At 34.2% G+C, this 14,172-nt stretch carries 10 protein-coding genes, 1 tRNA gene and 2 pseudogenes; 5 read left to right on the top strand and 8 right to left on the bottom strand.

All coding sequences use genetic code 11. The features are described from left to right. Positions 1-4: 4 nt before the first annotated feature. On the bottom strand, positions 5-3,325 hold the full coding sequence (dnaE, locus tag WP_RS03270; RefSeq protein WP_012481876.1) for a DNA polymerase III subunit alpha: 3,321 nt from the start codon (positions 3,323-3,325) through the stop codon (positions 5-7). 514 nt (positions 3,326-3,839) lie between these two features. Between dnaE and WP_RS03275 the strand changes: the two are divergent. From WP_RS03275 to WP_RS03290, 3 genes and pseudogenes are all read left to right on the top strand, one after another. Beyond that, a pseudogene (locus WP_RS03275) lies at positions 3,840-4,286 on the top strand (transposase); the annotation flags it as partial. Positions 4,287-4,379: 93 nt separating this feature from the next. Further along, positions 4,380-5,252 (top strand): IS982-like element ISWpi16 family transposase, encoded by an 873-nt coding sequence (locus WP_RS03280; RefSeq protein WP_007301954.1) that lies wholly within the window; start codon positions 4,380-4,382, stop codon positions 5,250-5,252. A 21-nt stretch (positions 5,253-5,273) separates the two neighbouring features. Continuing rightward, a pseudogene (locus tag WP_RS03290) lies at positions 5,274-5,766 on the top strand (transposase); the annotation flags it as partial. Between the two features lie 207 nt (positions 5,767-5,973). Here WP_RS03290 and fmt read toward each other — a convergent pair. The 6 genes from fmt to WP_RS03315 all read right to left on the bottom strand — a co-directional run bounded on the left by fmt (position 5,974) and on the right by WP_RS03315 (position 10,235). Next, complete coding sequence (gene fmt / locus WP_RS03295) at positions 5,974-6,873, bottom strand: methionyl-tRNA formyltransferase (RefSeq protein WP_012481877.1); 900 nt, start codon at positions 6,871-6,873, stop codon at positions 5,974-5,976. A 19-nt stretch (positions 6,874-6,892) separates the two neighbouring features. Beyond that, the gene (gene rplT / locus WP_RS03300; RefSeq protein ID WP_007302081.1) at positions 6,893-7,258 is read right to left on the bottom strand and encodes a 50S ribosomal protein L20; all 366 of its coding nucleotides are present in this window, start codon (positions 7,256-7,258) and stop codon (positions 6,893-6,895) included. A 21-nt stretch (positions 7,259-7,279) separates the two neighbouring features. Further along, a complete protein-coding gene (rpmI, locus tag WP_RS07140; protein ID WP_006013548.1) occupies positions 7,280-7,486 on the bottom strand; it encodes a 50S ribosomal protein L35 in 207 nt (68 codons plus the stop codon). A 98-nt stretch (positions 7,487-7,584) separates the two neighbouring features. After that, positions 7,585-8,028 (bottom strand): PAS domain-containing protein, encoded by a 444-nt coding sequence (locus WP_RS03305; RefSeq protein WP_007302082.1) that lies wholly within the window; start codon positions 8,026-8,028, stop codon positions 7,585-7,587. A 211-nt stretch (positions 8,029-8,239) separates the two neighbouring features. Then, positions 8,240-8,989 (bottom strand): hypothetical protein, encoded by a 750-nt coding sequence (locus WP_RS03310; RefSeq protein WP_007302083.1) that lies wholly within the window; start codon positions 8,987-8,989, stop codon positions 8,240-8,242. A gap of 289 nt (positions 8,990-9,278) precedes the next feature. Then, entirely contained in the window at positions 9,279-10,235 is a 957-nt protein-coding gene (locus WP_RS03315; protein ID WP_007302084.1) for a hypothetical protein, read from the bottom strand. A gap of 218 nt (positions 10,236-10,453) precedes the next feature. On the opposite strand from WP_RS03315, the gene alaS reads away from it, so the two are divergent. Both alaS and WP_RS03325 read left to right on the top strand, forming a co-directional pair. Next, on the top strand, positions 10,454-13,036 hold the full coding sequence (gene alaS / locus WP_RS03320) for an alanine--tRNA ligase (protein ID WP_007302085.1): 2,583 nt from the start codon (positions 10,454-10,456) through the stop codon (positions 13,034-13,036). Positions 13,037-13,239: 203 nt separating this feature from the next. After that, positions 13,240-13,311, top strand: a tRNA-Asn gene (locus WP_RS03325). Positions 13,312-13,398: 87 nt separating this feature from the next. Here the strand turns inward: WP_RS03325 and WP_RS03330 are convergent. Beyond that, positions 13,399-14,136 carry a leucine-rich repeat domain-containing protein gene (locus WP_RS03330; protein ID WP_007302086.1) on the bottom strand — a complete coding sequence of 246 codons (738 nt, stop codon included), beginning with the start codon at positions 14,134-14,136 and terminating at the stop codon, positions 13,399-13,401. Positions 14,137-14,172 lie beyond the last annotated feature (36 nt).

Genomic DNA, 14,172 nt, shown 5'->3' on the forward strand with positions numbered 1-14,172 from the left:
TTTTTTATATAAGCAAGTTATTTGTATTAATTTCTACGTCTTCAATCCAACTTAAGTGAGATATTTCATAAATAGCTTTGGGGGTGATTGAATATGTACCTGGCAACAAGATGCTGACTTTATGTTTTTCGAGAAGAAACTTTAGCATTATTTTGGTTTTGCCTCCATTTTTCAACACTGCATTCAACTCCTCAGCAACTTTTTGCGAATCTGAACATACAGCAGTTAAAACTAATCCTTTCATTAGAGAAGTAACCTTTTCTGTAAATTCAGATATGTCCTTTCCTGATAGTCTCGTTGTGTTTTCTGAAATTTCAAGATCAATTATCACAAATGCTCCAGGTGAAAATAGATTCCTTTTTTCTTCTATTATTTCATTATTGTAGAATGCTATTTCAGAAACATTGTGGGGATCAGAAAGTGTTAGTATAACAAATCTTCCACGTTCTGAGGTTCTCATACGCACATTTAATATTACACCAGCAGTTTTTATCGTTTTACTCTCTCCGATAAACCCAATATTTAATTTTTTCAAGAGAGTTCTAAACTTTTCAAGTGGATGATTAGTTAAGTAAAATCCCAATGAAAATAACTCATGCTCTAATTTTTCCTCTTCATTAAAATCTTCCACGTTCTCAAGTTTTGGCTTCAGAATATCAAGATGACCAAATAAAGCAGCTTGATTTGACTGCCTATTTTTATTTGCAAAGTAAATCAATGTGTCTATTGACTCGTATAACTGCTTTCTATTTTTGTGCACACTATCGAATGTTCCAGATTTAATTAAACTTTCTAATGCCCTTTTATTTATTATATGCCCCAAATTTTGAATGAATTCCCATATGTCCTTATAAGAACTTGAGCGTGCATTTACTATTCCTTCTGCTATAGCAAAACCAACATTACGCAAAGCAGCAATTCCGTAGCGTATGTGCTCACCCCCTATTGAAAATTCAGCCTTAGATTTGCTGATATCAGGCGAAAGAACAGCAACTCCACTGAATTTTGCAGCATGATAAAACAAATTCAGTTTGTCTCTATCATCAATGTTGAGATTCATCAAGGCCGTAAAAAATTCTAGCGGGTAGTTAGCCTTAAGGTAAGCTGTTTGGTAAGATATAATCGCATATGCTGCAGCGTGGGATTTATTAAATCCATAACCAGCAAATTTTGCAACAAGATCAAAAATATAACTTGCCCTGTCGTAATCAACACCGTTTTTTGTTGCTCCTTGAACAAAAAGTTCACGTTGTTTATCCATCTCTGCCTTAATTTTCTTACCCATGGCACGTCTGAGTAAATCCGCCTCTGCTAAGCTATATCCAGAGAGAATACGCGCTATTTCCATTACCTGTTCTTGGTAGATTATTACTCCGAATGTTTCTTTTAACACCTCCTCAAGCAATGGATGAATGTAATCTGGCTTTTCAAGTCCATGCTTTCTTGCAACATAAGTTGGAATGTTATCCATAGGCCCTGGGCGATAAAGAGAAATTAAAGCGATGATATCTTCAATGCAGTCTGGCTTTAGTTTTATTAAAGCTTCTCTCATTCCCGAACTTTCAAGCTGAAACACTCCGATTGAATCACCTCTTGAGAGCATTTCATAGGTTCTTTGATCAATCAAAGAAACTGAGGAAATATCAAATTTTTTTTTATCACGATTAATTAAACGACATACATGATCTATTAGTGTTAGCGTACCAAGTCCAAGAAAATCAAATTTTATTAACCCAGCTTTCTCTACATATTTCATGCTGTATTGAGTGATTGGCAGAGCCGAATTTGGATCATAATAGACGGGAACAAAATTTTCTAATTTTTGATCGCATATTACAATTCCAGCAGCATGAGTTGAAACGTGACGATATATTCCTTCGAGCTTTAGAGATATATCAAGAAGTTTGGCAATTACTTCATCACTATCCCTTTCTTTCTGAAGATTTTGATCAAACTCTATCGCTTGCGATAAAGTTACAGGATTTACTGGATTAAATGGAACCATTTTAGATATTTTATCCACTTGAGAGTAAGGCATTTGCAATACTCTACCAACATCACGCAATACTGCCCTTGCTTGCAATTTTCCAAAAGTGATTATTTGAGCAACATAACCGTACTTTTTCTGAACATAATCAATAACCAGGTCCCTTTTCTCTTGGCAGAAATCGATATCAAAGTCAGGCATCGATACACGATCAGGATTTAAAAATCTTTCAAAGATCAGACCAAATTTTATTGGATCAAGATCTGTAATCTGCAAGCTCCAAGCAACAATTGATCCAGCACCAGAACCTCTTCCCGGTCCAACTGGAATGCCATTTGCTTTGCTCCAACGAATGAAATCAGAAACTATCAAAAAGTAGCCAGCGTAGTTCATCGAAGTTATTACGCTTAGTTCGTAATTCAGCCGATCGTAGTATTGTTTAAGGTCTATGTCCGTTTCATTTGCAATGCGGAATTCTAATCCTGCAACTGCCTGCTCCCTCAGTTCTTCATTCTCAGTTTTATTTTCTCGACAAGGAAATTTAGGCAAGATAGGCTGCCTGCTTCTTGGCATGTAAGAGCACCGCTTAGCTATCACTAAAGTGTTATAAATTGCTTCGGGAATGTCGCTGAACAGTTCCTCCATTTCTGCCACAGATTTGAAGTAATGCTCGGTAGTTAACTTCTTTCTGTTATTCTCCAGGGCATAACTGCCCTCCGATATGCACGTTAATATATCATAAGCTTCATAATCAGATCTATTTGAAAAAAACACATCATTCGTTGCCACTAGTGGTATATTGCGCTGATAAGCAAAATCTATTAAAGCTTCTTCAAGCTCTAGCTCTTTATTCAGCCCATGACGCTGCAATTCAACATATAAATGACCATCGAATGCTGAAAGCAGTTTTTCAACCGTTTCTTTGTCTTGCTCCAATAACAGTTGAGCCAAACATCCACCAGTTAAGGCGATTAGACCTGTATTAAAACTTAATAGCTCATCAAAATCAACGTAGGGAATATCGCTGCTATTTTTGCGCTTTTTAAAAGACTCACTCACCAAAGTGACTAAATTAGTGTACCCTTGTTCATTTTTTGCAAGTAGGAGTATTGATAAATTTTGTTCTAAGTGTCGAACGATAATATTGCATCCTACTATTAGCTGTATTCCCTTATTTGCTGCATATTCTGCAAATTCAAGTGAGCCAAATAAGTTGCCTGAATCAGTAACTGCAACTGCCGGCATTTTGTTCTGCAAACAAAGACCAATCAGCTCCTCAATTTTAACCGAACTCTCAAGCAGAGAATAAACGCTATGAACACGTAAGTGTATGAACATAAAAAATTTTAGATTAGCAATAGTTAAGGATAACATTAATTTACTTATAAGGATATGCAATAGAGTCAACTTGACAAACCTCATCAGTCTTCTTATCATGACAATAAGAGTATTTATCCTTGTTTTTAATCTCTGCAGATTTAACAACAAAAATTCAGTAAAAAACTCAGGTATATATTGGCAGATTACATAAAATTATAGCGGCTGCATGTCTTTTTTATTTTTTCTACATTCAGCCAAAACGCGCTTTAAATAAGCGTTAGCACATTATTACAATGCCGATTTACATTATTATAGGGTTAAAACTCACTACTGGGGGATTCTTTTGCCTTTTTTTGCTTGGTAAATTTCTTAATATTTTTGATTGGTTAGGAGTTCTATAGAGATGTCATTTCAGTGCTTCTTATTACCTGTTCTGGATCCCAGTGGGCTTTGTTGCACCACTCAAGGAAAGAACAGGCAGTTACTGATGGAATTTGTTATAAAATAGATATTTAGCCGACAAAGGAAAAATATGCCAATAAGAATGAAAGTCAGTAACTGCAATGAATATAACAAATTTCTTCAAGAAAGGGGAAATGTTTTTCATTATATCAACGATGCCATTGAAAATTGGTACGAAAATAGTCCAAAAGTAGCAGGTGGCAACAATGTCTACAGCGACAAAGTAGTGATTCTAATTCACATAATAACCTATCTATTCAGGATTGGTCTTAGGCAAACAGTGGGATTTATAGAGAAATATCTTGAGCAAATAGGGAAAATTTTGCAAATTATCAGCTATTCGCAGGCTTCAAGAAGGTTTAAAAAGCTTAATATCAAAATCAACGACTGCAGAGTTGATAAGAACGATATGGAAGATATTGAAATTGCTATAGATAGTACAGGTATCAGCATCTACAATAATATTCCAGGCCATAGTAAGGCAAATGGTACAGATAGAAAGTATCGCCGCTATGAACCTCAGTTATGGATTAGAAAATAGATAAAAGTATAACTAAGAAGAGGGAAACAGGGTAAACTCGAGTATTTTAGTAATAATAAGAGGTTACCCATGAAGAAAGATATTACAGAACTGTACTGTTGCGTCGAGGATTTTTGTCGTGCGGTAGATGATAATTTTGCAAATAGGTTCTTATCAAACGGCAAAAAACCAACCAGAGTACCAGAAATAGCGCACTCAGAAATTCTAACCATAATCCTGTTATACCATAAATCACCATGTAAAAACTTCAAGGCTTTTTATCTTTGTTATCTTCAGTTATTCTATAGATCAGAGTTTTCAAAGCTGCCTTCATATCACAGATTTATTGCCTTAAAGCCGCGAGTTTTGTGGTATTTAGCATTACTTTTGCAATGGTTCTGTGAACAAGCGAAAATGACCGGCACTTCCTACATCGACACCTCTACGATTGCCGTTTGCCACAAAAAAAGGATCTCTAGGAATAAAGTTTTTAATCATCTAGCAGAAATTAGTAAGAGTACGTATGGTTGGTTTTTTGGCTTCAAGTTGCACTTAGTGATTAACGAAATTGGTGAAATTCAAGCACTTACCCTAACCAAAGGTAACGTTGATGACAGAAAACCTTTACCAACTCTCACTAAAAGACTGACCGGACTTTTGTTTGGAGATAAGGGCTATATAAAGAAAGAGCTTTTTGAGAAACTCTTCGATAGAGGCCTAAAGTTAGTCACTAAAGTAAAAAAAGGTATGAAAAACGCACTAATTTCACTTAAAGAGAAGATTTTATTAAGGAAAAGGTCGATTATTGAGACTGTTTTTGATTCCTTGAAAAACAAATTTGAGATTGAGCATACAAGACATAGATCGCCAACAAATTTCCTAATTCATGTTTTTTCTGTTCTGATTTCCTACTCCATGCAGTCCAAAAAGCCTTCTATTTCTATGCCTTTCTTTATCGGCTAATCCATAACTGAGGTTATGAGCAAACAAGATGTAATGCTAGAGATAGGTAGTAAAAAAGTTATAGCTGCAAAATACAGTAGTGGAGTTTATTCCGACCACTATGGAGCCTGTGATCTTATTGAAAGAGTGGATACCAAGTATAACATAAGCACGATATATGCAGATAGATCGAAAGAAGTTATACAAACTGTGCGATGAGCTTGACATAAAGACAAGGATTCCTCCGCAAAATAATGCAGTAGAGCATCCAAAGTTGGATTATATGAATGAGAGAAATTCTACAATCAAGCTCATAAAGTCATATGATGAAGATGGTATGAAGAGGTGGAAAAAAGAGATAAATTATTGGAAGAGATCTTATATAGAAAGTTTTTTCTCGCGACTGAAGCAAATATTTGGATTTAGTTTTAGGAATAAATCTGAGATTAATCGTGAGAAGGAACTGCTACTCAAGTGTTATTTGCTTAACAAATTTACTGAAATAGGCATGGCTAAGTTTGATATAGCTTCATGAATTTATTATACATTACCCACTATCCGAAGAGCTGTGCAACAAAGCCATTCCAGTGTCAAGCACTGACCATCTACTACTCAAATTACCTGCAAATTGCAATGTTCGTACACCAAAACGCGGTATCTTGTTGTAGATTCCGCTAACAAGCAGCGGAATACCAAATTGTAGAAGTTGCTTTAGCTCTCCTCACTCTCCTTTCAAAGTAGTCTATTCTATAAATTTTTTTGTTAAACTTGATTTTAAGCCACGAACAAAATCTTTAATATCGCAAGGATTTCTTCCTTCCATTTGTACAACTTTAGGAATTAAAGTACCACCTTTTAAACTTATATGCATATTATCATTAATGATCTCACCTTGTCCTGAAGTGAAGGCTTCAAATTCAGCATCAAGTATCTTGATACGTTTATTCTCTACCTTAATGAATGCTTTTGGATAAAATGCTTTAACCTTTCTATAAGCAATTTCACAGGCGTCACTTGCGTAAATTTTATAGTCTTTTACTTTGTCAGCATAGCACGCATCGTTATCGCTCTGTTTTAAGGGAACTTGCTTTTCAATTTCGTTTAGTACTTTCAGCAGTAAATCACTACCTAATTCAGACAATTTATCATACAACGTCTTATAATTATCGCTTTTTTCAATAAGAAATTTTTTCTGTTTTAAAATAGGGCCAGAATCTAATCCTTCATCTAGCTGCATAATGCTAACTCCGGTTTCTTGATCTCCGGCTAAAATTGTGTGCTGTATCGGAGCTGCACCGCGCCACCTAGGCAGCAATGATGGATGAATATTAATACAACCATATTTGGGAATATTTAAAATTTCTTTTGGAAGTATCAATCCATACGCAGCAACAACTGCAACGTCTGGCTTAAAATTTCCAAACTTTTCTTGCTCTATCGAAGATTTTAAAGAGGCAGGAGTACATACCTCTATGTCACTTTTTTCAGCAACGATGTGTACTGGCGATTTTGTTAACCTCTGCCTACGTCCAGAAGGCTTTGGAGCTTTGGTATATACTGCTACTACTTCACTCTGTAATTTCAATAGTAAGTTTAACGCACCAACAGCAAACCCCGGTGACCCCATGAAAATAATTCTCATGTTTTCAGGTGTGTTTGCTTTAGGAATTTTCTGCTAACTTACTACTTACAGTTTCTATTAATTTAGCAAAATCATCCTTATGATTAACAGCCATCTCAGCAAGAATTTTTCTATTCAAATCAACTCCAACAAGTTTAAGACCATGCATAAACCTACCATAAGTAAGTCCATGTTCTCTTGCCGCTGCATTAATACGTATTATCCACAAACCACGAAAATCACGCTTGCGATTTCTTCTGTCTCTATAAGCATACTGTAGTGCTTTTTCAACCCTTTGTAATGCAATTCTATAACAATTCTTTGCCCGTCCTCTATAACCCTTTGCTAATTTTAATACCTTTTTATGACGAGCATGAGTAGCGGTTCCACGCTTTATCCGAGCCATTTTTATCTTACCTCCATTTTATTAAATACCATAAGGCATATAAAGTTTAACTATACGCGAGTCAGATTTATTGAGAATCGTTGTACCGCGTTGATTACGAATATTAGATTTACTTCTTTTTACCATGCCATGTCTCTTACCTGACTGAGTAGAGATGACTTTACCCTTAGCTGTAAGGTGAAAGCGCTTTTTGACAGAAGATTTGGTTTTTAATTTTATTTTCGTCATATTCTAAACAAATTTACAAACATCACTATTTAGTTCTTTATTAGTAATTAAGTATGAGTATAGATAACTTTATTAAAAAATCAAATTAAAATTGTATTTTAAAGCAGCTTGAATGTAATCACACCCAGTATATGTGTTATACCTTCTTTATCTCCAATTGGCAACAATACTTGCCTCATTTTAACACTTTCACTTTCTTCCTCTTCGTTAATTGAGCATTTACTCTCTATTACAGTCTCAAGTTTATCAATAACTGCATCTATTTTATATAACCGCAAAAATGGTGCATCAATTGCATACTTATCATCGATGTACATCTTTTTTTCAAAACCATAGAATTCAATAGCTTTTTCTCCTGCATTTTCACAAATATAACCTCGATCTTTAACTTCAATGATAAAACAATGCTGCCATGACTCCATGATTTCTGCAGTGTCTATTTCATGTCTTTCTGGCCATTCTCTATCTGATCCTTTTATATCACTCCAATGTTGAGTAACTATATTCACTATTCTTCTTTCTTTGCCTGCATAATTTTCCATTCGAAATTCCACATATAAAACACAGATATGAGGTAAATTTATCGTGAATGTATTGATTTTTTCTTACTAAAGGATGTAGATTATTGAAAATTCTCATCCTGTTTACACAACAGGTAATGATAAATTAAGTATAATAATTAGAGCATAAAAATTATTAAATGAGGAAACTGTAAAAAAATAATAAAAAAATTCTATTTTTGCAATATTTTGGCTAACGAATAGAATTAGTTCCACTTTCTAAAGTTATTGCACTTAATAAATAACTAGATGGAGTTTCTTCCTTAGCACTACTATGGCTTTTATTTTTTCTATTATAAAACCAACATTTAAATGGTACAGCTGCTACCAAAGCTACTGTTACTGCTAACATACCTACTGTGAACACTATATTATTTTTCTCGTTTGAAGGTGTTTCCAATAATTTAAACTCTCTCAAGTTTGTATCATGAATCATAGGATTACCCAAAATATTCGTCGTATTTTGAACACTTTCTATATTTCGCATTGTAATTCCATTGCTAGCGTTTGATTTTTTCATTTCTTCCATTACTTGTTTTAAGTTTGGTAGTTCTGCTGTTGTATTTTCAATATCACCAGCTTCCAGCTTTTGCAAGTTCTCATTACTCAAAAACTCTTTGAGATACTTTTCATAAAACTCTTTGGCATTATATCTTTTATAACTTCGTATTTTTCCACTCTTGAGATCAGAAACAATATCATCAATCATCACTTTTGGATTTTCTGCATGCACTATTTCTCCTTCAGCAACAAGAATACGATAAGATGTATCGTCAAGCATACATACATACTTAAGTTTTAAATCACCTCCTCCCAATAGAAAATATATTGTTCTGTTTTGTTCTACATCTCGCAATTCTGATTCAATACTAATCCATCTATTCCTTTTTTCCTTATTGATTGATCTTTTTTTTCCTACAGTATTTTTAAATCTTCTTGACATATATGACCCCCAAGCTGACCAATATTTCCTTATGTATAAAAGATAAATTATTTAAGTCCACATCTTTTCACTAAGATTTTTATATTTTTATTATACTAAATAATACATATATTAATATCTGAATTTCTCATTGCAATTTATTATACCTTAGTAAAAACGATATAAAATTAGAGAAAGAGTTATAAAATTTTTTGTAAGACAGGAAAATTTCTTCTCCTTTGGTTCCAGAGCATATAAGTGCTGTAAGAGCTAAGTTGATGGCACTGTTGTGCCATCAAACTCTGGAATCTTACTCGACACTAATCTGAGAAGATAGATGTGCTACCGATGTAGCATTGCTGAGCAAAGATTCTATTTCTGATGTAGATCCGGAATGCTCAAGTTGAGCTTGTTCAGGAAGGTTTTTCATCGCTTTTTCAACATCGTAACTACCTTCCCTATTTTTTCTATGCCATACAAAGTATCCTAATCCTGCAAAAGCTACTGCTAGCACTCCACCAAATATACCACCAGCAATCCCTGCTATTCCTATATACTGTCCTCCATTTATTTCGGGTAATTTAGGCCCTTCCACATCTGTGCTATTAAATATAGAATGATCTAACACTTCTTGTGAATTACTATCAAAACGGGAAACACTACTTATATCTTCAGGAGTAATTCCATAACTAGCATTTGATTCTTCTATTTCATTTATTACGTCATTAATCTCTTTAGTAGTTACTTTGCTTGATGCAAAATCGAATTCTTGTTTTGTTAAAGAAGCTGATTCGATAGTTACATCTTCCTGCATCTGATAATCAATTTCTTCAGTAGTAGATTCTCTCAATTGGCTATTTTCATCAGTTCTTTCTTTTAGCTTTTTTGAACTATCCTTACCCAATTCATCTACAAGGTTTTTTAGATATATTTTCTTAAATTCTCTATAATTATATTCTTTACTTTTTTCTATTTCTCCACTCTTAAGACCTAAAATAATTCCATCTATTGTCGATTCACGAATTGCTTGAGGAATGTCTATTGAATTTACTATTCCTGTAACCAAGCCTATCTCAGCTGCTCTAGAAGATATAGAGAGGTCTTTTACTGTTAAATTCTCTCCTTTAATTAAAAATTCTACTCTTCTGTTTTGTTTTATACTTTCCAAGTCAGATACAATTCTAATTGTTGGACCATCCATCTCCTGCTTATTTGTTGTTTCTCTCTTTCGCATGCTATTCTTAGTGTTTTGGAATTTTTTTGGCATTTCACACTCCTTAAATTAATTAACAAAAATATTATTTGAATTAACAAATACTTCTCTATGTTAGTGGATAAAATATTTAAACCTATATCTTTTTATTAAAATTTTTATGTAAAAGTTACTTTTATTATACTAAGTAATGTATATATTAATATTTAGATTGATAAATTGATTTTACTTCTGTTACAACTTATTATGCATAGATAACCTCAGTAAAAACGATGAAGCTAAACGAAATTAGAGAAAGATTTATAAAATTTTTTGTAAATAATAATCACGAGCAAGTTCCTTCTTCTCCTTTGATTCCAGAGCATGATCCAACACTCATGTTTACAAATGCTGGTATGGTACAGTTCAAAAACATCTTTACCGGCACGCAAAAAACTGAAATGAAACGTGCCGTCTCAAGTCAAAAGTGTCTCAGAGCAGGTGGTAAACACAATGATCTTGAAAATGTTGGCTATACATCTCGGCATCACACATTTTTTGAAATGCTCGGAAATTTTAGCTTTGGTGATTACTTTAAAGAAACTGCGATAGAATTTGCGTGGAAATTTATTACTGAAGAATTGTCTCTTGATAAAAACAGACTATCCATAACTGTTTACCACACTGATGATGAAGCATATGAAATTTGGCGTAAGATAAGTGGCTTTTCAGATGATAAAATCATAAGAATTACAACAGATGATAACTTTTGGAGCATGGGCAATACTGGTCCATGTGGCCCATGTTCTGAAATCTTTTACGATCATGGAAATTCCGCTTTACATGAAGACGACAGAATTGTTGAAATTTGGAACCTGGTGTTCATGGAATTTAATAAAGATGAAGAAGGTAATTTACAAAAATTACCAAAAAAATGCATCGATACCGGAATGGGCCTTGAAAGAATAGCAGCTGTTATGCAGAACGTTCATGATAACTATGATATTGACCTATTTTCTGCTCTGGTAAGTAAATCGCAAGAGTACTGTGGAAATACGGAAAATAAAGTAGCTCATAAGATTATCGCAGATCACCTTCGTGCAGCTGCATTTCTCATCGCAGAAGGAGTGCTTCCTGGAAATGAAGGAAGAAATTATGTACTACGCAGATTGATCAGGAGAGCAGCACGTTATATCCACCTACTTGGATATAATGATTCTCTATTGAACCTTGTTTTTCCTGCACTCATAGATGGCACAAGTTTGGCTTATATGGGAGATGCTTATCCAGAGCTAATCAGAGCTAAAAGCTTAATAGAAACAACGTTAAAATCAGAGGAAGAAAACTTTAAAGACACTTTAATGAAAGGCATTAATCTCTTGGACAAATTCACTGCAGATTTAAAATCAGGTGACACTCTATCTGGAGAATCAGCATTCAAACTATATGACACTTATGGATTTCCTTTGGATATCACACTTGATATTTTGAAAGAAAGGAAAATAAATTTTGACCAAAAAGGTTTTGATAATGCAATGAAAGAGCAAAAAGAAAGAGCACGTGCTAATTGGACTGGATCTGGTGAAAAATCTGTTGAACAAGTATGGTTTAATTTAATCGATCAGTTTGGCAAAACGGAATTTGTTGGTTATGAACGTGATGAAGTAAAGGATGCAACAGTACTCGCAATAATTTCCTCTAAAAATGAAGTAATTGATTCTGCAAAAGAAGGAGAAAAGATAACTATTATACTTGATAAAACACCTTTTTATGGAGAGTCAGGTGGACAGGTGGGAGATACTGGAAATTTTATAAAGTCTGATGGAAGTACGTTAACAGTGGAAAATACCAACAAGATTAACGACCTATATTTACACAGATGTATAGTTGAATCTGGTTCAGTTCGTAAAGGTGACACAGTTACAGCTAGTATTAATAAAAAAAGAAGACAAGACTTAAGAAGAAATCATTCAGCTACACATCTTCTACACTTTGCACTCAGAAAAATCTTAGGTGATCACGTTACTCAAAAAGGTTCTCTAGTCGCACCAAATAGACTAAGATTTGACTTTAGTCACAATAAGCCAGTCACTCAGGATCAGCTGTCTTCAGTAGAAGATATAGTAAACTCTCTAATCAGAGAAAATCTTTCTACGTCCACAAAAGTTCAAGGTATGGATGAGGCAATAGACGAAGGAGCGATGGCCTTATTTGGTGAAAAATATGGTGATAATGTTAGGGTTGTAAAAATTGGAGATTCAAAAGAATTATGTGGTGGTACACACGTGGAGCGTACCGGAGAAATTGGTTTGTTTAAGATAGCAGCAGAATGTTCCGTTGCATCTCGAGTAAGAAGAATTGAAGCTTTAACCGGTCAAGAAGCAATTAATTATGTACGCAATAACGAAATTAGCTTAAAAAAAGTTGCAGAATGCGTAAAAGCACCAGTAAATGAAATAATAAGTCGACTCAGTATTTTAAGCCAGGAGCGCAAAGAATTTGAAGTCAAAATAAAAAATCTTTATAAAAAGCTTATCAGTGTAGAAACTGTAAAAAGTACCGAAATAAATGGAATAAATTTCGTAAGCCACACTTTCAATAACGTTCCAGGAAGTATAATAAGGGAATTTGCTCTACAGCAACAAAAACCGAAAACTGTAATAGCCTTCATGGTAATAGAAAAGGATAAAACAGTTTTGATTGTTAAAGTAAGTAAAGATTTAACTAATAAGATCAATGCAAAAGAGCTAGTATCTACTTTAACCAGAAGGGATTGCGGTGGAAATGCCGAACTTGCCCAAACAGGCTGTGATAACAATAAAATAGATGATGCCATTACAGCAATCCATAGCAAAATAACAGCTTGCAAAAACTAATACACCCTACTACCTCGATATCTTTTAACCGTAAACGAAGGTATTATGCAAATAGGGGTAGAGAAGACTTAACTGTCAAATGAGCATATCAGGTAATAAGAACTAGATTACAGCTCCATGCACTGGAATGATATCTAGGTCTAAAGTCTACATAAAAATCGTTTACAATCGGCGTTCAATGTGATAAGTTGAAAGCAGTTTATTCCTCGGTAGCTCAGTGGTAGAGCAGTTGGCTGTTAACCAATTGGTCGCTGGTTCGAATCCGGCCCGGGGAGCATTGTTTTATACAATCTGTACACCCCATTTTTAGCCCAGAGTTCACTATCTTTTCTCTTTCTCTTAAACAGACAAAACGTGTGGATTTATATAGCTTTAAAGCCTTTACTGTCAAAATGCAAAGACGTCTGTACCTCACTTAGCTTGCTATCCGGCTCCTCTCCTATTTTTCTTTTATTACATTTCCTTTTTAATTGAGGAAGGACATTTTTTGGCAATGTTTCATCAATACTGCAATAATTGTAAATGAGCGAAGTAAGACGCACCAAATTTCCACTCGCCAAAGTCTGTACATCTCTGTAATTAATGCTGTTATCATATACTTTAAGTGTAATAAGATTTTTAAGGTTTCCACTTGCTGCTAAAGCCTCTGCACCTTCATTACTGATTTCATTCCATCCTAAACTCAGTAAAATAAGCTTTTGAAGGTTTCCACTTGCTAAAGCTTTTGCCCCCCTATCGCCAATTTTATTATCATATAATTTAAGCTCAGTAAGACTTGTAAGATTTCCACTGGCTAAAGCCTCTACACCTTCATCACCAATTTCGTTTCCTCCTAAATCAAGCGAAGTAAGATTTATAAGATTCCCGCTTGCTAAAATCTTTGCACCTTCTGTACCAACACAATTGCAACTCAGATCAAGTGAAGTAAGATGTGCAAGCTTAGCTAGTTCTTTTATACCTTCATAATTAATTTTTGAATATCGTAAAATAAGTCTTGTAATGTTTGTATTGCTTTTTAAAAAGTTTACTAATCTATCAACATTAATTATAGCACCTGATGTTGCTAAAGTATTACCTTTTATATATTGGCTAGAGCTCATTTAACCTCACTATTAAAGCTATGCAAGTGTTTTAGT

Source organism: Wolbachia endosymbiont of Culex quinquefasciatus Pel, assembly GCF_000073005.1.
Lineage (GTDB): Bacteria > Pseudomonadota > Alphaproteobacteria > Rickettsiales > Anaplasmataceae > Wolbachia.